This window comes from Paenibacillus sp. FSL P4-0113, from assembly GCF_038009305.1.
Lineage (GTDB): Bacteria > Bacillota > Bacilli > Paenibacillales > Paenibacillaceae > Paenibacillus > Paenibacillus polymyxa_D.
The window spans coordinates 70127-92745 of sequence record NZ_JBBPAZ010000001.1 but is presented as its reverse complement, the minus strand read 5'-3'; the positions used below and the strand labels follow the sequence as shown (position 1 = coordinate 92745).

Annotated in this window: 20 protein-coding genes, 1 pseudogene and 3 CRISPR repeat arrays; of the genes and pseudogenes, 2 read left to right on the top strand and 19 right to left on the bottom strand. The window is 43.0% G+C overall.

All coding sequences use genetic code 11. The annotated features are described in order from the left end of the window. Nucleotides 1-64 precede the first annotated feature (64 nt). Nucleotides 65-1549 (bottom strand): aminotransferase-like domain-containing protein, encoded by a 1485-nt coding sequence (locus MKX46_RS00425; RefSeq protein ID WP_340885130.1) that lies wholly within the window; start codon nt 1547-1549, stop codon nt 65-67. 212 nt (nt 1550-1761) lie between these two features. Between MKX46_RS00425 and MKX46_RS00420 the strand changes: the two genes are divergently transcribed. Next, nucleotides 1762-1914 (top strand): hypothetical protein, encoded by a 153-nt coding sequence (locus MKX46_RS00420; RefSeq protein WP_238437776.1) that lies wholly within the window; start codon nt 1762-1764, stop codon nt 1912-1914. A gap of 647 nt (nt 1915-2561) precedes the next feature. Here the strand turns inward: MKX46_RS00420 and MKX46_RS00415 are convergent. Together MKX46_RS00415 and MKX46_RS00410 are read right to left on the bottom strand one after the other, a co-directional pair. Beyond that, a complete protein-coding gene (locus MKX46_RS00415; protein ID WP_340885128.1) occupies nt 2562-3413 on the bottom strand; it encodes a hypothetical protein in 852 nt (283 codons plus the stop codon). Nucleotides 3414-3444: 31 nt separating this feature from the next. Further along, nucleotides 3445-4053: a hypothetical protein gene (locus MKX46_RS00410; protein WP_165147449.1), complete on the bottom strand. Its 609-nt coding sequence runs from the start codon at nt 4051-4053 to the stop codon at nt 3445-3447. Nucleotides 4054-4272: 219 nt separating this feature from the next. Between MKX46_RS00410 and MKX46_RS00405 the strand changes: the two genes are divergently transcribed. Beyond that, nucleotides 4273-4524: a hypothetical protein gene (locus MKX46_RS00405; protein WP_165147452.1), complete on the top strand. Its 252-nt coding sequence runs from the start codon at nt 4273-4275 to the stop codon at nt 4522-4524. Between the two features lie 239 nt (nt 4525-4763). After that, nucleotides 4764-5203: direct repeats of the CRISPR family, unit length 32 nt; unit sequence ATTTCAATCCACGCACTCACATGGAGTGCGAC. Nucleotides 5204-5383: 180 nt separating this feature from the next. Here MKX46_RS00405 and cas2 read toward each other — a convergent pair. The 16 genes and pseudogenes from cas2 to MKX46_RS00330 all read right to left on the bottom strand — a co-directional run bounded on the left by cas2 (nt 5384) and on the right by MKX46_RS00330 (nt 22616). Continuing rightward, complete coding sequence (gene cas2 / locus MKX46_RS00400) at nt 5384-5674, bottom strand: CRISPR-associated endonuclease Cas2 (RefSeq protein ID WP_023988276.1); 291 nt, start codon at nt 5672-5674, stop codon at nt 5384-5386. A gap of 10 nt (nt 5675-5684) precedes the next feature. Next, nucleotides 5685-6716, bottom strand: a complete 1032-nt coding sequence (gene cas1c, locus MKX46_RS00395; RefSeq protein WP_076294870.1) for a type I-C CRISPR-associated endonuclease Cas1c — start codon at nt 6714-6716, stop codon at nt 5685-5687. Further along, on the bottom strand, nt 6713-7372 hold the full coding sequence (gene cas4, locus MKX46_RS00390) for a CRISPR-associated protein Cas4 (RefSeq protein ID WP_341070752.1): 660 nt from the start codon (nt 7370-7372) through the stop codon (nt 6713-6715). Before cas4 ends, cas1c begins: the two co-directional genes overlap by 4 nt. After that, on the bottom strand, nt 7359-8234 hold the full coding sequence (cas7c, locus tag MKX46_RS00385; RefSeq protein ID WP_340932008.1) for a type I-C CRISPR-associated protein Cas7/Csd2: 876 nt from the start codon (nt 8232-8234) through the stop codon (nt 7359-7361). The genes cas4 and cas7c overlap by 14 nt, the downstream gene beginning before the upstream one ends. 43 nt (nt 8235-8277) lie before the next feature. Continuing rightward, a complete protein-coding gene (gene cas8c, locus MKX46_RS00380; protein WP_341070751.1) occupies nt 8278-10224 on the bottom strand; it encodes a type I-C CRISPR-associated protein Cas8c/Csd1 in 1947 nt (648 codons plus the stop codon). Continuing rightward, nucleotides 10225-10941, bottom strand: coding sequence for a type I-C CRISPR-associated protein Cas5c (cas5c, locus tag MKX46_RS00375; protein ID WP_165147464.1), 717 nt, complete (start codon nt 10939-10941; stop codon nt 10225-10227). It lies immediately after the preceding gene. A 113-nt stretch (nt 10942-11054) separates the two neighbouring features. Continuing rightward, nucleotides 11055-13538: a CRISPR-associated helicase Cas3' gene (gene cas3, locus MKX46_RS00370; protein WP_340932005.1), complete on the bottom strand. Its 2484-nt coding sequence runs from the start codon at nt 13536-13538 to the stop codon at nt 11055-11057. Between the two features lie 3 nt (nt 13539-13541). Then, entirely contained in the window at nt 13542-13856 is a 315-nt protein-coding gene (locus tag MKX46_RS00365) for a hypothetical protein (protein ID WP_165147470.1), read from the bottom strand. A 532-nt stretch (nt 13857-14388) separates the two neighbouring features. After that, nucleotides 14389-14754: direct repeats of the CRISPR family, unit length 32 nt; unit sequence ATTTCAATCCACGCACTCACATGGAGTGCGAC. Between the two features lie 215 nt (nt 14755-14969). Next, nucleotides 14970-15437 (bottom strand): annotated as a pseudogene (gene cas1, locus MKX46_RS25530) (CRISPR-associated endonuclease Cas1); the annotation flags it as partial. Next, entirely contained in the window at nt 15438-15569 is a 132-nt protein-coding gene (locus MKX46_RS25525) for a hypothetical protein (RefSeq protein WP_425312600.1), read from the bottom strand. An 18-nt stretch (nt 15570-15587) separates the two neighbouring features. Continuing rightward, nucleotides 15588-16302: direct repeats of the CRISPR family, unit length 32 nt. A gap of 245 nt (nt 16303-16547) precedes the next feature. Continuing rightward, the gene (locus MKX46_RS00355; protein ID WP_023988269.1) at nt 16548-17357 is read right to left on the bottom strand and encodes an SDR family oxidoreductase; all 810 of its coding nucleotides are present in this window, start codon (nt 17355-17357) and stop codon (nt 16548-16550) included. A gap of 265 nt (nt 17358-17622) precedes the next feature. Then, on the bottom strand, nt 17623-18459 hold the full coding sequence (locus tag MKX46_RS00350; protein WP_165147473.1) for a hypothetical protein: 837 nt from the start codon (nt 18457-18459) through the stop codon (nt 17623-17625). A 12-nt stretch (nt 18460-18471) separates the two neighbouring features. Then, on the bottom strand, nt 18472-19224 hold the full coding sequence (locus tag MKX46_RS00345; RefSeq protein ID WP_013309992.1) for a vWA domain-containing protein: 753 nt from the start codon (nt 19222-19224) through the stop codon (nt 18472-18474). 84 nt (nt 19225-19308) lie between these two features. Beyond that, on the bottom strand, nt 19309-21354 hold the full coding sequence (locus MKX46_RS00340; RefSeq protein WP_165147476.1) for a hypothetical protein: 2046 nt from the start codon (nt 21352-21354) through the stop codon (nt 19309-19311). Nucleotides 21355-21555: 201 nt separating this feature from the next. Next, on the bottom strand, nt 21556-21831 hold the full coding sequence (locus MKX46_RS00335) for a WXG100 family type VII secretion target (protein WP_013309990.1): 276 nt from the start codon (nt 21829-21831) through the stop codon (nt 21556-21558). A 248-nt stretch (nt 21832-22079) separates the two neighbouring features. After that, the gene (locus MKX46_RS00330) at nt 22080-22616 is read right to left on the bottom strand and encodes a WXG100 family type VII secretion target (protein ID WP_029517064.1); all 537 of its coding nucleotides are present in this window, start codon (nt 22614-22616) and stop codon (nt 22080-22082) included. Nucleotides 22617-22619 lie beyond the last annotated feature (3 nt).

The following is a 22619-nucleotide window of genomic DNA, read 5'->3' as shown; positions in this document are numbered from 1 at the left end:
GTTCTTCCGATCGCTGGTGCTTCTCCAGAACAATATTTCATCTCTATAGCTCTTTTCTTAATCCTTATGCCTTAGGAAAGTTACGCGCCTGTTTGCCGATTATTTGAATACCCCGTTCGATATTTTCATCCGTTACTCGTGAAAACCCAAGCCGCAATGTATTCATCCCTTCGCCTTCTTGAATAAAAAACCTGTCTCCCGGTGTAAAAATGACGCCCTGTTCTGTGCAAGCTTCTAGCAGCTGGCGTGTATTCACACCTGCCGGGAAGGTAAGGAACAAATGCAAGCCCCCGTCACCAGAAACCTGCGCCTCAGGAAGATGTGCTTCACAGCATGCCTTTGTCAGCTCATATTTGCGCTTATACTCTGTCCGTGCTTTCTTTACATGTTTATCGAAATTTCCGTTAAGCATATATTGGTATAAAATCGATTGATCGATTGTTGAGGTATGAATGGTGCGCGCACGCTTAATGCTTTCCAGAGTGTCAATCAGTGCTCGGTCTCCAAGCACCCAGCCTACTCGCAAGCCAGGGAACAGCACTTTGGAGAAGCTACCAATATAGATTACTCCGTTCCCTTGCCCTGCTGTCGCTATTAAGGGCGCAACATGCGCTCCCGAGTAGCGCAGCTCCTCATTGAATCCATCCTCGATCACCGGAATCTGATAGCGCATCATTAATTTCATAACAGCGCTGCGCTTTGCTGGCGACATGACGATGCCTGTCGGATTATGATAGGAAGGAGTCAAATAGGCCAAATCGAAGCTATTGGTCTGCAGTACCTCCTCTAGCCGCTCCACATCAATACCGTCACGCTCCATCGGAATGCCAGTAATCTCAAATCCTTGCAACTTCAAATTTTTGATCGCTGTGTGATGGGTCGGATTTTCACAAATTGCTGCTCCGCGGCGTGCAGAAGGGCGTAAAGCCGACAGCACAATGTCAAAGCCTTCTGTAAACCCGCCTGTAATCAGCATATCCTTTCCAATTATATCGACGCCCTTGTTCTCCATATAATGCATAAGGTAAACAATCAGAGGCTTGTAGCCCTTGGCATAGCCGTAGTTGAGCAGCACCTGTCCTTCGATTGCCATCCGATCCATAAAAGCTCGCCTTACATCCCCCAGATCAAACAGCTGCTCATCCGGAGCGATGCTTGTGAACGAGATAGTTCCCTTTTGGGCACGAATGCCCTGCTTCATCATATCCAGATCAACAGCCGATACAGCATACTCGTTCATTCTTGCCTTCCAGTCGATCTCCCAGGTGGCAGAGCTGTCAGACCCTCCGTTATCTACATTCGACCGGCCCACCATGGCGGCCACATAACTACCCTTTCCGGGAATCGCATACGTAAACCCGTCATCCTCCAAGCCTTCATATGCTGCAATGACTGTATTGCGGCTCACCTTAAGCAGAACGCTCATTTCTCGTGTGGAAGGCAGCTTCTGATTTGCCTGAAGCGCCCCTTTTATAATTAAACGATTGACGTATTCTTTTACTTGTATCGAGACCGGGCGGTCACTGACGAGCTTGAAATCCTGGAACATCCTTCATCGCCTCCCCCTATAATGATGACATACAAGACGAGTGAAAAAAAAGAACCACCGCACTGGATTTTTCATCCTTCGGTGGTTCTTCCGCATTTTATCCCCTGTACGCCCTCATATTGTTGCCTCATTCCCCTGCATTCCTTGGCCGGGCCCGCGAGGGTCAGTAGTTTCAAACCTTCACCAAATTATAACACGGTGAGGGGATTGCATTGGGGAAAAGAAGAAAAAACAACTTACAATTAACGTTCAATATTCTGCCGGTCGACGAAAAAGCCACCCGCCTTGCGGTGGAGGAATATTTGGAGACAGTTCGGCAGTATCGTCAGATCGGTTCTGTTCGTCGGGAAGCAGCAACCACTTAGGCGTATTCATATAGAGAACATCAATCTACAAATGCTATCAGCAAGCAGACGGAGGAAATCGCCACATACAACGTGGACAAGGAGGCAGAACTGGAGGCGAAGGATAAGCTGCTGGAGCGGCAATGAGTAGATTGTCTAGTGTGCAGCGTGAGGTTATTATGCGGAGTTACTTGGATGATGAAGGTGAGTTTGATTTCATAGTTTGTGGAGATTTAGGCTTGGGCGACAGGACATTCCGCCGTATAAAGTCGGAAGCCCTTAATATTCTTGCCGCTGCCTTGAGAGTCGAAGTATATGAGGTGGGGTATGTAGAGAGGTTATATAGCTGAATTTATTGGTGTACGACTACTTATCTTTTTTTGGTTTCAGAATTGTGAAGAAGGATTCCGATTATGAGAACCAGTAAAATATAGGTAGTCTCATCACCTTTAATCACATGGATAGTAAACAGAGAGAGAATGAAAACCACGACATAAAACACTATGAGACTGATAAACATGTATAAATAGACCATGTTTATTACCTCCAACTTATTTAAAGGTACTGGGTGGAAATTATCCAGCACCTTATTCTTTTGTGAATTATTTTAGTAAGAAAGGCGTTCCCCGTTTTAATGAGAAACACCTTTTCAAAATACTTTATAATCTTTATTTTTTAATTTGGGGCTCTTCTAAACCGTTATTGTCTACTCCGGGTGGTTCAGCAGTAATCCCTTTTTCAAGTGTCGCCTCTACTTTGTCTTTACTGTTAGCAGCCTTCTCACTTTCAGGTCCAGAGTTCGTCCAAGTTTCACCGCCTAAAGCATCTGATTGCCACCAATAAAAATCACGATATACTAAATCTGCTGTCAAATAGAATAATACTTCATTATCTTTACCATTGATAGTCAGATCGTATTGAGAAATACCATTGCTGTCTTTAGCATCATTTAACGCCATTATCCACTGTTCAATTTTAGGAACCAGACTATTGATCTCGGAGACATCCGCTTTAATCACAATCTTTGCCAGCTTTCCACCAATAACGCTATCTGTAATATCTACCGATTTTACATCCATACCGTTTCCTTGAAGTTCACCATATACAGCTTCCAGGACCTTTGTCGACTCCAGGGAACCTTGGATTTTTTTCGAAAAGTCTGGGATATGAGTAACATCATTAGAAACTTCATCATAAATCGTTTTTCCATTTGCACCTTTAATAGCTAAATCAATATTTTTGATTTCATTGGTTCCGTTGACTCCACTCCGTACTTCATTTCGAACCGCGCGAATCGCTTTAATGTCATCAATTGTAGCTTTTCCAGAACTAGAAACTGATTTTGTTTCTACTTTTAAGTCCTCCTGTTGAGCACTAATGCTTGAAATGGATACTCCTTGCTGAGAAAGCTTGGTTTGGATAAGCTCAGTAGGACTCTCGGCAGAAATGGAATTTATATAAAAAGCCCCACTAAAAATGCCCAGTGCAGCCCCAACGATCAGCAACTTTTTATGTTTCATTATTACTTTCGACCTCCTTTAAAATTATTGGTTAATAGACTTTGTAATTTGAATTATCCGTTTTGCTGACATGATATGGACTATCGGCACGTGGGGCCGTATCATTTGCTTTCCACACACCATTTGTATTTTTGTATTGCACACCTGTAAATTGGAATGGTCCCATTTGGGTATTTGTAGAATGGGTTTCTGCATTCGCTTGTACATTATTATTTGTTCCTAAGCTCCAGCTCCCCTTATCATAACCTCCAATATATGCATGCCATTTACTGTCAGAACCATATTGAACCATATATTTTACAGATGAAGATAAAAGGTGAGTCCCTATTTCCTGCATGCCATAAGCTCCATTAACAGTATGTTCAACGTAAGTTGCAAATCCCGGATATCCTGAATAAAATCGGATACCTGTTTGAATCCAATCTCGACTTGGAGTGACATTTGTTACCCAAGCTGACTCACCGCTAGTACCAAGTGTAGGCAATTTACTCGGAGTTGTAATGGTAGCAGTCATACCCAAATACTGACTTCCGGGCTTCGTGACTCCAGCGTAATAACTCTCTGCATAAGTTGAACTAGAGCCAAAAAGGAAGAAAACTGTGCAAATAACAGAAAATAAAGATACCCACTTTTTCGTCATAATCTTTCCCTCATCCTCTCATGATATAGCGATAGGCTTCCCCTCATCTACATACAGGAGTTTGAATAAATTTGCACTTCCTTTCAATCTTAATTATATTTGGAAAAAAAGCCTTCTTAGATAATAGACTGATCATAGATGGAAAAAGTTGCGGAGAAAAAACACTTTTCACAGAAAATTTTTTTCGTGTCCTATATTTGTCCTTAAAGTGGCCTCTAAGTGGCCCGTCCCTGGACTTTTCATGTGGTAAATTTGTATCACGGAAAATCAAATGAGGAGCATGCCGCACAACATGGCAATCACGTGCAAACATCTTTAACTGATGATGAGAGCGGCTACCCGGTCGTTGAGGGCCAAGGCGATGTATATTATGCCTACGAGGATAAAACCTACATCAAGGGCAACAAAGGTGACGGCCAACTCATCCCAACACCGCCAGTGCTCAAACAGATCGCAGCAGAGCTCCTGTAATTCAGCAATATCCAGAGTCACTTCCCGAGTTATTCCGGGGCTTTAAGGCACGTTCAGGCGGCAAGGAACCAGTTAACCAGCGGAAACAATAACAGCCTGGTCAGAACCCTTGCGCAGTTCAATTCCGCAACGTGTCTTCTATTCATTTCGATGGGAGCTGTACTTGTGAAATTTCAATCCACGCACTCACTCACATAGAGTGCGACTGAAACAATACTTATAGACCACCAGTTAGGCATATTTCAATCCACGCACTCACATGGAGTGCGACCAATTTCCTAATTACATCACACTTCAACTTGAAATAAATTTCAATCCACGCACTCACATGGAGTGCGACTATGTAAGAAATGATTTAGATACTGATTCCAAAAGATTTCAATCCACGCACTCACATGGAGTGCGACGACGGAAAACCTATGTTTATGTCAGATCGTGAAAAAATTTCAATCCACGCACTCACATGGAGTGCGACTTAGAAGCCTATAAATCCATCGGGCTCGGCGGTAAAATTTCAATCCACGCACTCACATGGAGTGCGACTAGCCCGGCCTGAAACGTTCCTCCGCACGATTGAAATTTCAATCCACGCACTCACATGGAGTGCGACTTGGAAAAACGATATGATAGATGGGAGGGGATAGCTTATTTCAATCCACGCACTCACATGGAGTGCGACAGCGAAAATGCAGTAATTGATACCCTAATGATATCAATTCTACACATTGTCGCAAAAACTGATGCCAAAAAGGCTTTAATCAACCATTGACTTTTACTGATGGCAACTGATTCAATTGATTTTCGACAAATTCGAGGTGCGAAGGACCCGGGATTTTTATGTGAGCTTCACATTCGCACCTTACAAAATGAGTGGGCTTTCCATATCATAAGCTTCCTTTGCCCCTATATGCTCTACTTTCTTTTTGTAGTTATCTCCTAAGTTGTAGAAGCGCAAGCTGTCTTCTTTTGGGTCTATTAATTCTTCAAGTTCATACTTTAAGCTGCGGAACTGGGTCGAGTCCAAAATACATTCAAACACAGAATTTTGCACCCTTTGTCCGTGATCTACGCACTTTTTCGCAACCTTTGCCAGTCTTTTTCTACCTTCTCTGTCTACTGTGCTTACATCATACGTGATCAAAATGAGCAAATGTTCACACCTACTTCCACAAAAATGGAGGGTACTCGTCCAGATCTCCCCGAATATATCTAGCCAAGAGCAAAGCCTGTGAATAGGGCACCAGTCCCCAAGACATTTTCTCATTCAAATAAGGATGAATCATTTTTTCCTGTTTCCGTTCTTGCCATGCCTTCAGTACGATTTTCCTCGTATCATCGTCCATCATCACAGCCCCGTTTTCTTTTTTGTAAAATCCTTTCCCATGAATCAATTTTTTGTTAATCAATGTAAGGACAAAACGGTCGGCATATACTCCTCGAAGCTCTTCCATCACATCCAGTGCCAAGGAGGCTCGCCCTGGACGATCTCGATGCAGAAAACCTACATAAGCATCCAGACCGACAGCTTCCAGTGCAGATTTCATATCGTTGGATAACAATGTATAGGCAAAAGATAATAGGGCATTCACATTATCTAGCGGCGGGCGCTTATGGCGCCCATGGAAGTAAAAGTCATCTTTTTGCTGCAAGATCAGATCATCCCACACGGAATTGTACTGAACTGCCGCCGTCCCCTCCAAACCGCGTAAAATGTCCAGTTCCTCCACTTCTCGGACTTGCTTCATGATCTCTGTCAAAGAAGCGGTCACCTTCTTCATGCGTTCCGTATCAATACGAAGTGGATAATCCCTCGTTGCCCGTTCCAAAATCCATTTATGGTTATATATTTTGCCTATAATCATATTTCTGGCTACAAGAGCACTTCTTCTATCATCATCGGAAATCCGGTACTGTTCTTTTCTCAGTACCACATTTCCCCGGCTTTCCCCGGTAACTCTCGCCAAGAAGCGTCCGCTTCGTGTCATAAAGGTTAGGTCTATATTGCGTGTTGCACAAGCTCCCATGAGGCCTGGACTGGCCCCTGAATAGCCAAAAGTGCAAACCGCCTCCAAATTGTGCAAAGGATACCGTGCAAGAATGGACTCTTCTTGTTTGATCACGATATTTTCCCCATCTAGTGACAAGTACGTATCTGGCATGGTCACAAATAATGTGTTTAGTAATTTTTTCATTCAGCTATCCTGCTTTCAATAAAGCTTGAAACTGATTTTTTATTCAGTATTTCGGGAACACATATGTTATGTAGTGAGCAGCTCAGGCAGTGTGGTCCCGCTTTGGCTTTAGGTGTATGATTTCGCTCAAAATAATGCCGCATTTCCTGCAAGCTTGTACGCACACGCTCTCGGTCAGCCGCCGTGATGATAACCTCTACACGGTGTTTGATCTCATCGTAATAAAAGTAGCCTTTTGAAATCTCACTCACGAGCATTTCTTCAAGACACATCACTTGTGCGACCAATTGTGCATGATCCGAGTCATTTCGTTTCGGTTTGCCACGCTTGTACTCAACAGGAAAAGGAAGGTAGGTACCTTCCTCCCCTGCAAGCGGAACACCAAGGGGATCACATATGAACTCTACCACGTCACAGATTCCTGTAATTCCAAGCTCTCTGGAATGTACAGGTAACGCGCGTACGATGAGCTTATCCCCTCTTTTTTCACGAATCATGGGCTGATCGGCTTTCCTGTGCAAATGATTGCCCTCAATCGTCCGCACGTTTTCCTCCCATTGCTGCTCAATATGAATAAGCGCCCACTGTCTTCTACAAAAATTAAAATGCTGTAAACCGGATAGCAGCAAATAATCTTCTTCGTTATAGCCCTGCATACTCTTGAACCTCTAAGCCTTCGAGCGGTGTTAATATACATTCATAATGTGTATCAAAAGATTTGTCGATTGCACTTACATTTTCTTTCGGTTTCACTTCCAAAGATCGGTGTACTTTAGCAGATGAGTATTTTCCAAGTTTGGACTTGTGCTCCCACCAATAGACTTTATGAACCTCCATACTACCGTCAGGACGGGCGGATGAAACATCATTTTCAAACAACGAAATCAGCGCATCCTTGATCTTTCCAGCATCTTCGTTGGTAAATCCTGTTTTTTCAGCTAGTTGTGTATTGATGCTTCCTTTGAAAAGGTACACGCCGAAATCCACCCGATGCTTCATCCCCATCGTATCGGAACCTCTTTCTTTCCCTGGTTCGGAGTTTACACTTTTTGTAATTTGCATACTTGTAATATCAATAGGATCTAAACTGGTTGCCGTATGTATAGATACAGGACCTCTTACTCCAACGGACACTCCTGCTCCCTTACTCGCCGCCTTGAACGCAAATACTTGACCGAAGCTACGAACATCTATCCATTCCTGACAGGCAATTTTAGCAAATTCATCACTTGAACCTTCCTTGCCCTTGAAGAATTTTTCCAATTCAGGATTGGCATCTGCACGTTCTCTTAAACTATTAAAAGCATCCGATTTCCGATCATTCGATTGAACAAAAATAGACTCTCCTATATCTTGCAGACGATTTCTCAATTTCCGTTTCAGAGCCACATCTGAAATCTCACCATAACCATCGTAATTTTGCCGCGGACGATTGCCATTCAGGGGATCGCCATTGGGATTTGCTCTAGTAACCGACAAAACAACTGCAAAATCAATTTTGTGATCCAACACGGACATATGATTACTCTCCTTTAATGTACCTACATATTTTTAAAGTTACTTAGGATTCCTGCTGTTCATTCATGTCTAAGGTGTTGTTCTCTTTGTTGTCGTTATTGCTCTCAAGATCTTTTTTATGATTATTATGGTAGATTTCATAGCGTTGGCTACTGAGTCCTAACAAGTATTTTCCGGTCAATGGTTTATTGTTGAATTCGTTGAAGGGGATTTTGTGAAGCACTTCATCAATCATATTGGAATAATAGCTTAAGCGTTTACCAAGTCTGGCCTGATGTGGCTGCAAGGCATTCTGAATGGTCCTCCAGGTTCTTTCTGGATGTTGTGAGAATGCATTCATATATCGGATTGCATTTGTAGATCGTTTCTCATCCTTGTCTAATGCGCTTCGTTCCATCACATCTGCTATCGCCAACAGTCTGCCAAATAAATAACTGCGATCCATATTTTCTTTATCTAATGCCACATTGTATCCCTCCCGTTGGTTAACCAAAGCACATGTCACGCTCAGTGTTTTCTCCCATTCCCACTTGTCCATGGATACCGGGTTAGAGGCGCGGTTAATAGCACTCCTCACAATATCCTGAGGAATGTTTTGACCATCTACTATACAGGGGAGCATTCGTTCCATCAAACCCTTAACGAGTTTATCATTAGCCTTTGAACCGTATGCTGCAAAAGCAATATCTTTCGTTGCTGGAGCACCCCAAAATTGTAAATATTCACCCTGCTCATCCTTCTGATAGCGATGAAGCCATACACAGGTGGAATGCCAGTGAATAAGCTTTTCAAAATACAATTTTTTATCCAAATTACGATAATAGATCACAGCCATCCGCCCTGTTGTTGTTGAGTCAAGTACAAGAATATTGACTTTTGCTTTGGAATTAGATTTGACAGCTAGTGTATTGGCATAACCCGTTAACGCTTTGGCTAATTCAAAAGCAAACTCTTCGTTTGTATGACTTTTTATTTCTTTAGCCTTGGATGGCAAGCCCATTGCAAAGATATTATCATTTTCGGTAAAATTCAGAATACTCGGTTCATCATTTCCCCACACTAGGAAAACACGTTGCTCCATGACTTTACCTTGACGATTAATGAGCCATTTTAAGGCATTATGAGCCTTTTGAGATACTTCATAACTGATACTTGCAGCTTCATGACTGTGGGCAAATCGTCCTCTGAACGTGAATCCACTCGTATCATTGGCGGAAATCAACTTCGCCTTATCCCCGGAATTTCTGATTTTATTGGCATGCTTGTCTGTGCTAGGGAGCTGCTTTCCAGTAACATAGCAAATGTCTTCTTCTCCCAGCAACTGGCTATAGTAACCAACAAATGAATCATACATTTCTTTATCTTCCCAAACTTTAGCTAAAACTTTATCTGGAGAGTACACATTAAAACGAATGAATACGCTCTCTTGTTCACCAGGAACCGCTGTAAATATAGGTGGTTTTTCCCCATGTATAGGTTCGTACTTCTTGTCCCATGTACTTATTAATTTCTGATCCGCATCAAGATATAAAATTGACTCGTCTACTAAGTCTTTAATCAGGCGGCGCTTGCTTAAGTAACGATATATGCTTTTCACCTTTGAAGTGGCATAATCTGAAGTAGCCCAGCCTTCTAACTGCTGAATATAAGCAGAAAATGGTTCTTCTTTTTTTATTTTTCCACCATATGCTACAAAATCTCCGGCAACATAGCTTAATTTATCATGCAGCGGATAAGGTGATATGACAGAGCCGGCTCTACTGGCGGATTTTTCAGTAGAAGGAATCAATGTACTAAACTCATTTTTATCCAGTATCCTGGCTGAATGAAAATCACCTTGTTCTGTAACTTCGACTTCGATCTGCGCATTTTGGGTCGTGTGGGAAATAGGCAACAATGTATATTCACGATCATTATATTTCTTCTCAATCACACCCACACGGTCAAGATTAGATTCATACGTTTCATATAAATTTAGCAACCAGCTCATTTAATTCACCCACCCTTCCCATTGCGCAAGCAACTCATCAGCGGATTGAACGTTATTTTCATCAAACCGTTTAGGTTGCATATTCGCTATTGTGCGAACTTGTGTGCATTCCTCCGGTCGAATAAAATCAATGACTCCGTCCTTCATTACTGGATTCCACAAACGGACTTCCATTTGATCCCTGCCTGTCTCATCTGGATAGTTAATTCCATGTACCATATTGCCTAAATGAATGTCACCATAGTTATCGTAAAAACCTGCTTCTATACCAAATTCACAAGGCTCTACATAAGCTTGGCATTCTCGTGTACCTAGGAAAATATCTCTACGCCCACCAGCAAGTAATGATCGCTTGAGAATGTTATGATGCTTATTCTCATTACGGTCATATTCCATCTCGGGGCGATGCGGATTAAATTCAAAATGAGCCTGAACCTCATAACAGGGATCTTTCAAGTAAGTATAATTAGCAAGGGTATTACCACCGCCATATTCGATGGGGCGAACGCCTTTGGATTCCATCCGAATAGCATGAAGAACACGAACTTTGTCTACTACCATCATAATCGTAGGCTTCCAATAAATACTTTCGACAATACCTTTTAACGCCTGATATGTTGGAACACTATAAGTTAATTTCTCACCACCAAGTTTGGTTAGTGGATCTGTGAACAGTGCATAATCTCCATAAACTTTAAATTCGATCGCATTTCTCAACTAGCATTTACCTCCTTTCTATGACTATTTTTTCTAAACACAGTACCAGAATATTACTTTTGGCAGGGTCAGTCAATGTAGAATATAAGTCCCTAGTCCCAATCAAAGAGTTTTTAAAGGATAAATCCACTAAGCAGACTGTCATTTTCAAGATTGAGGCCATAACAGTCATCGTAAGCTCCATCGGTTAGTGCATATATTTTTCCATCCAAAAAAGAAACTAACCCCTTATTTTGATCTAATCGGTCTTTCTCATAGTTAAATATATTAATAGTGAATTGTTGTGCCCTGCGTAACAAATCGGTAAGGTCTGCTATGCTTTGCTGTCCATTTAGGTCCGCGATGATCTCCTTTCCTTCTTTTTCTCCATCCCCATAAGGAACAATTACCGCGGTAGTATGATCCTTAATGACTTGAAAATGGTCCGCTGCCGTCCTATAGCTATTCGCTAAGAATAAGGGAAGAATCGTCTCATTTTCTTTGCAATAAGATTGAAAATAAGTATTTTCTATACGATTGCCATATAATAGCTCAGTCATATTTTTTCTCAATTTAGGAATAAAATAATTTAAGTCGGTCTTTACCTCGGAATAATATTTTTGAAAATATATTTCCATGGACTGAGCTGATAATACGTTTCCGCCTAAGCAAGTTTTGTTACATTTTAAGTCAATAAACATTTTTCTAGAAATCTCTTTACCTATTCTGATTTCTTTTAATCGCTTGAGATCTTCTTCTTCATGATCAATGACATATACTTGCTTCATTCTTTCTTCTCCGTGGCGATTACATCTGCCCGCCGCCTGAGCAATGGAATCCAAACCAGCCAAGGACCGAATGACACACTTAAAACTGATATCCACTCCCGCTTCAATTAATTGTGTACTGATGCAAACGACAGGCTCTTTATGTTGCAGGTGATTTTTAACTTCCTCCAATATGGAATTGCGATGAGCTGGACACATGGATGTACTTAAATGGTAGATCGGGGCTGTACCACTTCCTTCTTTTAATCTGTGATATAGGTTTTTCACCACCGTTTTTGTATTTAAAATAACGAGCACGCTTTGTTCATCAGCAAGTCTTTCCTCAACAAAGTCGGTAAGTTTCTCCGTATTAAATTTCATATCCGTTGCTTTATCCACAATTTCAACCCGCTTAAACGCTTCTATAACATGGTTCAGGTCATGCACCATTTCTGCATCTGGTTCAATTTCTAGCTTGTTATGTACAAAATCTAATTCGGGTTGTGTAGCCGTGCAGAGAACAATACTTGAATGAGCATATGTTTTCAAAAAATTTACTGCTTGATTAAATAATGAAATACAGTGAGTAGGGACTTTTTGTACTTCGTCGAAAATAATGACAGACTCGCTTAAATTGTGAAGTCTACGAATATTTCTACTGCCGCCAGCATAAAAAACATTTAAAAATTGCACCATTGTGGTGAAAATGATCGGCGAATCCCAATTATCCTTAGCCAGCTTTAATTTTTGACGCATACTCACAACTACATCTTCAAGCTCATTATCCTCTCCCTCTTCTACATCGTCCATGGCTACATTAGAGTGATGTTCCAGAATATTCGCATCGTCCACTATTATTTTGCGAACCTCTCGGGCATTTTGTTCAATAATGGTCGTAAATGGAACGACATAAATAATATGTTTCTTCTTATATGTTACAGCATGTTTTAAGGCATAACGAAAGCTGGCGAGCGTCTTTCCACCGCCTGTGGGGATCGAGAGCGTATGTATTCCAGAGGGCCTTTCTGCAAACTGTTCGCATTGTTCGGACATTTCTTTTCGAAGTAGATTAATAGGTGTATTGGCATCCTTGGCTGCTTGTAGGGATTTGATGTGCATCATTAATTTTTCGTAATACCCATGAAACAACTTTTGATGATTCATGGCTTCAACTGCGATCTTATCGCCTGTGTTCTTATTTTCTTCAAAGCAGCGAGTATTGGTTCGATCTGCATCTATCAAAGCGCTAAACACAAACTTGGATAAATACATCAATTTGAGTTCAAAATCTGCCCCATCATCTCGGTTCATATATTGATCCAACTCAGCCTTTGCTTGATTCACATAATCAAAAAATGTAGATTTCTCCATGACCTGCTTATAGAAAAGCGCTACTGCATCTTCAAACCCCTCTATCTCTAGGTCACGCACCCGATACAAAAATCTTGATTCCAGCTGTGGGTTTAAAAAATCCTGCAAATAAGAATGGTGCGAAATAATAGCGTTTGCTACAACTTCGGTCAATACATATTTGATAAATAAATCCTGCTTATCGAATGTGCCTTGAGGTTGAGTGTGAAAAAGATTAAATAATAACTTTCCACCCGCACTAGAATGATCTACACTTCCTCGTTTCGGTGGTTTGTCAGGATTTTGTACCGCCAAACGTATGTAATTCTGAAACTTTTCCGTGTACTTCCCCAAGTCATGAAGCATGCCAGCGAGTCCGGTGATATGTCGAATACCTATTTTGTCTCCATAGGTTTCTGCTAATTGTCGGGTTTCCAATAGATGTTCGGCAACCGTTTGAATCTCTTGGTCGCTTTCCCGTATGTGGGCGATATATTGCATTTTTTAATCTCCTTTAATTTTCTTCGTGAATAACCTCTTCCAAGTAATGACTAACCACATCGGAAGCCAAAAAAGCATAAATAAAATATAGATCGCAGCAATAACACCTTTCTGACCTATTAAATGATAAAGATCATGTAGGGATTGATAAAGACCCTCTCTAGCTGTTGACAGTTCCTCATCGTTTTCCTCTGGGTTCTCTTGCTGCATTTCCTGTGCACGTTCAGTTAATTCCTTAGATACAAACCAATATCCCACGATAAGGCCTATACCTAGATAGATATAAAAATATAGACCAGGAATAGATAATAAATTCAACTATTTTCCCCCTTTGAGCAAATACTTAAAATGTGTAATCGTGTCATAAGGTACAATATCGATAGCCTCTACAGTCCCCACTTGGACATTCCTCGTTGTTAAGTGAATCCATAGATAATGATAATATAATTGTCCTAGCGTTGTAATTTCTCTTCCTTTCCTCTCTTATCTACTTAATTTAAGGATTTCGGTTTCACACCCATAGCGCAATATTCATTTTATGACTTTTGGGTGTTTATTGTGAAGAGACTTGTATTTCGCTTAAAAATACTAGACTCTCTTCCACTTACTAATCATATTAGATCTATTCTCGTTATGTAAACAAATATTATTTATAGTCATGTGGAAATAGTATTTTAGAGAGAACTAAACTAATAATCTTAAAGTTCATAAAACAAATTATATATTGACTCCAATCATGTAAAGCCTCCTGGGAGTTATTATGCAAGGTTACGAACACTATAGATACTTCAACCACATACTCGTATAGAGTACGACCAATGACCGCCTGCGGCACTGTTGGACATTTGTGATTTCAATCCACGCACTCACATGGAGTGCGACCATCCAACGTTGTATATACCGAGATTGCAAAGTGATTTCAATCCACGCACTCACATGGAGTGCGACTGTTTTCAGCCAACGGCTTTTTACGCTCGAAAATTATTTCAATCCACGCACTCACATGGAGTGCGACAGGATGGCGATCTTGAGTATCAGGACAAATTTCAAATTTCAATCCACGCACTCACATGGAGTGCGACTTCACCATCCAGTAAGATGCAGCTTCGAATTTATATTTCAATCCACGCACTCACATGGAGTGCGACACCGACCAAATATTTCCATAATCCAAACTTGGAACAATTTCAATCCACGCACTCACATGGAGTGCGACGCGAAAATGCAGTAATTCATACCCTAATGATATCAATTCCACGCATTGTCGCAAAAACTGATGCCAAAAAGGCTTGTATCAACCATTGACTTTTACTGAAGGTAACTCATTCAATTACTTTTCGACAAATTTCGAGGTGCGAAGGACCCTGGTTTTTTATGTGAGCTTCACATTCGCACCTTACAAAATCAGTGGGCTTTCCATATCGTATACTTCTGGGAATAGGACACCAGCCCCCAAGACATTTTCTCATTCAAATAAGAATAAATAATTTTTTCCTGTTTCCGTTCCTGCCATGCCTTCAATACGATTTTCCTCGTATCATCGTCCATCATGACGGCCCCGTTTTCTTTTTTTAAATCCTTTGCCATTAATCAATTTTTTGTTAATCAATGTAAGGACAAAACGAAACGGTCGACATATACTCCTCGAAGCTCTTCCATCGCATCCAGTGCTAATGAGGCTCGTCCTAGACGATCTCTATGCAGAAAACCTACATAAGCATCCAAGCCCACAGCTTCCAGTGCCGATTTCATATCGTTGGACAGCAGTCTATAGGCAAAAGATAATAGGGCACTCACATTATCTAACGGAGGGCGTTTATGGCGTCCATGCTGCAAGATCAGCTCATCGAGAACGGAATTGTACTGAACTGCCACCGTCCCTTCCAAGCCACGTAAAATCTACAGTTCCTCTACTTCACGGACCTCTTCATGTTTTCGGATAAAGAGGCGCTCTCCACTTATACGACCAAGTGGCGACTGCTCCGTCATGATCCACGTACTCACATAGAGTGCGACTAGTGGCATAGGCACTAATGGCAACTCCCAATATATTTCAATCCACGCACTCACATAGAGTGCGACGTTTCGTAGCGGCAAAAGATATAATAACATCCGCAAGATTTCAATCTACGCACTCACATAGAGTGCGACTTGGCCTTAACTTGTTTTGCCGCCATCTCTTTCAAGTTATTTCAATCCACGCACTCACATAGAGTGCGACGAATCATTGGAGCTTATTTTCACTCTGGCGAAAGAGATTTCAATCCACGCACTCACATAGAGTGCGACTTCAGGCCACATCACCGCTGATTACTGGCAGGCGTGGCTTATTTCAATCCACGCACTCACATAGAGTGCGACAAAATATATAAATCATTAAAGTCACACCAGTCAATTTCAATCCACGCACTCACATAGAGTGCGACTAATATGATCTTATTGTAATAAAAATTAAAAACATGATTTCAATCCACGCACTCACATAGAGTGCGACTCGGCTTTTTATTTGCACTATTTCACCGAAAGGAGGTATTTCAATCCACGCACTCACATAGAGTGCGACTACGGATGTGAGTTTGATGGAGTACACTTTGTCAGATTTCAATCCACGCACTCACATAGAGTGCGACAGCAGACTCTTTAGAGGACTGATCCGACGATGTAATTTCAATCCACGCACTCACATAGAGTGCGACTGGGACAGGCTTATGGGACAGCTCACCGGAGCCATTATTTCAATCCACGCACTCACATAGAGTGCGACAGCGAAAATGAAGGAATTAATACCCTAATGATATCAATTCCATGCATTTTCGAAAAAAACGATGCCAAACAAGCTTGAATCCACTATTGACTTCTATCAAAAAAAATAATTCGAATCCATTTCGACAAATTTCGAGGTGCGAAGGATCCAGTTTTTTTATGTGAGCTTCACATTCGCACCGTAACCAAGACAATACACTCAGGATACCACAAAACATTTCTCTGTCCCAGAGAATGCTCTATTTTCTAAAATAATAACGACTCTGCCCCATCAATTACAATTTGTGCGCCAGTAATGTGACGCGAATGATCTGAGGCCAAAAATGTTACCAAATCAGCTACCTGCTCGGGTTGACCCGGTCCATCTGCCAACGGTTGCCCTCCTTCGGGAAACTTGACGGGGATGGTAATTTGCTTTAACCCTTCCGATTTCTCCGTGGTTTCATCAATATTGGTCGAAATGGCCCCAGGATAGATGACATTGACACGAATACGGAACTTAGCCAGCTCCAGCGCAGCCATTTTAGCAAAACCAGTTTGACCTGCCTTCGATGTGCTGTAGGCTGACATCCCAAAGCTGGTAAAGCGCTGATTTCCATTAATGGAACTGGTAATAATAATGCTGCCGCCACCGTTCTTTTTCAAATGTGGAATTGTATACTTCACCGTCAGGAAGGTACCGTCCAGATTCGTGGACAATGTTTGCCGCCAATCCTCAATGCTCAGATCCTCGATCGGTCCGACGACCCCGTTAATCCCCGCATTAGCAAAAATGATATGCAGACCGCCAAATAATTCAACCGCTTCCAGAACTGCTTTTTCCACACGCACCGGATCGGCAATGTCCACGTCAAATGCCCGCGCTGACCCTTCACGTATAGCATTAATTTCTCTTTCTGTTTCCAAAATACGCTCATTACTTACGTCAAAAAGAGCGACATTTGCTCCTTCTCTAGCCATTTGAATGGCCGTTGCCTTGCCAATGCCAGAACCAGCCCCCGTGATCAGAGCCGTTTTGCCTTCAAAGCGTGCGCCTCCTGCATATGTGTAGCTCATATGTATCGCTCCCTTTCAGTAATCTGTATAATCACAAGATTACCCAAAAGGATATACTTTATAATCACCATTTTTGCGCATTTTTTGCTATTCTTTTGCGATATTTAAGAAAAGTACGAATATTACGCGCATTAGCGCGTCTTTCCTTCTCCTCCTCGTTACATTCTATAAATATCTTAACGAATCGTAATGTTCTATGTATTCATCAAAAAAAGGACGTATACATCCATATCCATGGTTGTATAACGTCCTTTTGCTTATTCATTTACCACTGCAGCTCAATAAATGCAGCATCATCATCAAGTCCCCCGGTGTGGGATGCATCCAGCAATACCTGTATCTGCTCATCAGGGACAGGCTCGCGAATGGGGTCCAAATCGGATAAACCGTCCGTATATACCTGTAATCTCATCGGCATATCTGCGGATATGCTTCTTTCGTACCAATGAGGCTTCCCTCCAATCGGCCCACGGCTTGTAGACCAGCGCTCCGCTGTAGAGAAGGTATGATCGAATAGCTCGCTGATTTCCTCGGCACCATTCCATAGTCGCAAACGTGAGTCCCCTTGCCAGGCAAGTCGGAGACGACCACGGCTACCACGCTTCGGCAGTTCGATTTTACCACAAATATACATGGACTGGCTACCTTGACGACGTTTATCTTCCAATACCGAACGCATTAAGCCTGATTCGTGATCCAAAGGTTGCCGATCCAGTTCCTCTGCCGCTGTACCTGCCAAACGTTCAAGGTACACTCTCAATTGATCAGCAGACAGATCTTGTCCCCGTTCCATCCAATCCAGTAAAGAAGAACCCAGATAGCGGGCCGCAAAATCTCCTCGGTAACTGAGCCCGACACCATCACACAAGACAAAACAACAGACGGATTTATGAATACGTACTGCGGCGAAATCCTGTCCGCTTTCTCCCATACTGGCAGATTCGGCAGACCTTCCATAGCCATAACGACACATAAAACGACTGTGATGAGATGATAAAGGCTGATCGCCTGTCTGAGAGCTTATGTAAGCAAATTGCTGAGTCAGCCTTGCATTCATTCCCTTTTTTTTGCTCACGAGGAGCAGGGACAGCAGTGGATTCATGCTTTTACCTCCTTACCGTACAGGCGTTGCGGCCGACATTTGGAACCCAATGGACACCAGTTCCGCACAGGTTCCGGGTAGCATCATAATGGCTCCTTCACCTAACTGATAATCTGCCTCAAATAGCATTTCCCGATAGCTTTCAGGCAGCACAGAAGACATATCACGCAATTTCACAGCATGTTCATCCTGCAACGGCGTATTATGTGTTAGACCTTTCCAGCGACGGGGGTCCTGAATAGGCGTTTCCAGCAACCTGTCGGATAAAAATATATTTTCCACCAGTACATTACCGTCCGGTACGCTCATGCTCATAATACGCTTCGCAATCGGTTCCGGATCATCACCTGTGGAAACTCCATCTGTCATATGACAGACCAAAGGTGCAGGACAGTCCTGCATCCCTGGTAATTCCGCTTGCAAAATACGCTCAGCTTGCAAGAAGGCCTTTGCTGAATCTGAAAACCGTTTGGGTGTCAAATCGGGCAACGAACCAATGGCCGCGATTTCATCAATTCCCTTGACACCATTCAGCAGGTCATACACATCGTCACTATAAGCCAAAATCGCAATCCGATAGCGCGCTGTCAGCCGATTTCCTTTGGTTGACCGAAAAACCATCTGCCGGATCGCCAACGATATAGCTTCATATACAACGTCAATACGCCGCCGCCCCTCCATCAGCATGTTCATCGACGCGCTGATGTCAATCAGGTAAATGATCAGGGCGGGAGTGCGTTGTGAAGCCTGTATTGTATAATTCATGATTTGTACATGCTCCCCTCAGTTACCTTCTATCTCCATCTGTTTCGTATCTATCATTCCGTCCATATATAGACATATGAAATATTAAATTTTAGGCAGTCTAAAATTCGTGTCTCCTAAAAAGTTATAAATAGAGGAGGCCCGATATCCCACTTCACCTACCGAACGATAATAAGAAGGATTACTATCATATAGTGTTCTAAAACGCTTCGCAAAGCTCTTTGCCTTCGCAGCGCTGCCACCTTCCTGAGAGGCATACGCCTTGTTGTACAGGGAAATAAGCTGAAGAACGTTCTCCTTGTTTCGTGCATGCATGGACTCTTTTTGCTTTTGTTCCGCCTCGGCTGCTGCCTTACGAGCTGCCTCTTCCTGGGCGGCGCGGGCTTCCTGCTCTTTTTTCAAAGCCAAGTATTTTTCATACTTTGCCTGTTGATCATACGCTTTTTGCTTCGCCAACTTGGCAGCCGCCTGCTTATTTTGTTCCTTTTGAGCGAGATAAGCTTCATATTTAACCTGTTGAGCGATAAGGGCTTGCTGTTTCTTCTGCTCTTCCTGTTGCTTTTGAACAGCAAGTGCCTGTTGTTTGGCCTGCTGTTCCGCTTCCTGGCTTTGTTTCTCCGTCAGCAATTTTTGAGCAGCTTCCTGCTCGGCTGCCAGCTTTTCCTCGGCCGCCTTTGCAGCCTTCGCTGCCTCTTCCTGCTTGGCTGCCTCGATTTGCCGCTGATTGGACTGATCTGCAAGAATATTCACGGCTGGGATTCCAGCTGCCAATAGAACGACTGCGGCCGCAGTTGTCACGATAAACGCTTTGGAGCGATACCAGGCCTTTGTTTTTTCAGGTTGCTCTGGCGTCATGGGATTCAACTGCTCCTCTAGTCCTGTGATCGCAGCTGACACCTCCACATGCAAAGGACTGCCGTCTTCTACAAAATGATACAACGACCGGTATACTTCCAGCGCTGCAGCAGGTTTGTTTTGCTGCTCCAAATCACGTGCCTGTCGGAACAGCTTGTCCGTTACCCCACGCTCTCCTTGCTCCAGGGCGACCTGATTTAGCAGTGCAGCCTGTTCAGTCTTGAGCGGTGCAGGCGCTGACAAAGAGGATGCAGCTTCACTGGAAAGGCCACCCACCGCTGCCGATTCTATTGTTTCTGTCGCAGCAGGTTCCGGTTCTATAGCCTCAACTGAAATTTCCTGCTCAGTAACCGCATTAAGTACAACCAGCCATTCGCCAAAAGTAGGGCAACTGCTTAAATCCTGACTATCCCAAGCACGGCTGAACAATTCTACCACCTTGCTGCCCCAACGAGATTCCAGCGATTTTCGTAAAATAAAATAACGTTCGCAAGGCGTCTGCATTTCATGCTGATCAAAATAACTTTCGCCCCACGCTTTGTCGACTACTACACGGTCAGACCAGCCTAACATTTCTCCTATAATAATTGCCCCTGCAAAACGGTCTGCATACGCACTCCATAACCCGCTGTGGACGGTACGATGGGCGGCATACCCTGGCGAACCTGCCAATAGAGCGTCTGGACGATCCATTTTAGTACTATACATTTGTTCCACGTCCACCAATTCCACAGCTGACGTGCCTTCAGGCAGTTCCACTTCAGAAAAAAACGGAAGCATCACATTCGGCGCCGATAAATCACAGTGCGCCAATCCTTTTTGCTCCATAGCTGAACCGATCCCTGCCAATGCTCTGGCTAAAGCCAGACTATCGGAAGCCTCAAGCTGACGCTGATCTGTGAGACAATCGAACCATGTCATACCGTGAACCCATGGCATCAGTACCGCATACAGCAAATCAGGCTGCTCGGCAATCAGACTTCCGTTTCTTTCTGGAGTGAGCACATCACGCTTGCATACCTGCAAACCGGGAATATCCCCGTATGCTTCCATATGCTCAGATTGATAAACCATAGCCGGGATGCGGAACTTCGGAAAAAACACCTTAAGGGCTTTTGCCTCATGTGGTGCTCCGTTTTTGGCATTTAGCTGGTATACAATTCCCTGACGCCCTGCTTGAGCATAGGCTAAACCAGGTGCAGCGGGATGTCGTCCAACCACATAAGCTGTGCCGTTTATGATCAATTCGTCTCCCGGATTCGGTTGAAAAGACATGAAACATCCCTCTCCTTACATCATTCAGTATGCTAGTTTTCCTCACCTTATTATATACATCTATGGATGGCAAGAAAACCGGGTATCCGAAGATCGCCCGGTTTTTCCTGAACATCCTGTGCCAAACCGTGAGGAATGGCTCACATATTGCTTCTTAATAGAGTGGTATATGATAAGTTAATGCCTATCAGGCAAGACAACTTACTTCGTTTGGTCAACCGTGCGGAATTTGTTAGCGATAGCTGTCAATTCTTGACTGATGCTGTTCAAAGTCGTTACGAAAGCTTGCATTTGTTTGCTAGCTTCCTGAAACTCTTGGAAGAAGCGTTGTTTAGTCATACCTTCCCATTGACCTTCCATACCTGAGATGGACTGTGTCAAACTGGAAACGATCTGCTGGCTTTGCTCACCACTTTGTTTAAATTGGTTAGCCACCTGATCAACCTGTTCTGGGGTAATTAAAATGCGTCCTGCCATTTTTTGAGTCCTCCTTGATGATAAATAATGTTTTTGTTTATCTGGTTCAAATTGTACTATGGCTATTTAATTCCCTACAAAAGGCAAAGGACCTAATTGTAACAATCCCACTTTTTAACTATAAAACAGCACCTAACAGTATAATATTAACAAAAAAGACACCTAATAAGTCCCATAAAGCCGGGAATTGTGGAACGAACTCAAGTAATTTTGCAATCGATCCAGATTGTCCCGGAACGCGATCCCAACTAAGCGACAGGCTGATCTCTTACTGTAGACGGATCAGTAAAATACCAATCCTGCGGACTGCTAGAAGACGCCTGCATCAGAATATCCTGATGCAACGTTTCTACATCCGAAGACTGTACACCAGAAATGGCATGTACGACAGACTGCGGGTTAGAAATCAGGCTGCTTCCTTCCGAAGCTTGCCCAGGCAGAATAGACGGTGATTGCTGATTCGACCAATCGAGCATCGTGACGGGTCGTCCCAATGGTTGGCTGGCAAATGACAGTATCGTTTGATAGTTGTGGTCAACAGACTGAAACTGCTCTGCCTTTCGGTTCAGTTGTGTACCTGATGTATGGAGGTAAGCATGGATCTGTTCTGACATCCGCTTGGCCTGCATCCAATGATTCAAGATCGCCTCGCGTGCAGATACATCCCAATCCAGCGATTGTAACGCCTGCTCCAAACCTGCTGTTAACTGTTGAATTTGCTCCGCCGCATGCTGTAGCTGCCCGCTAAGCCCCCGAAGCACATCCGGTTCAACTCGAATGCGCATATC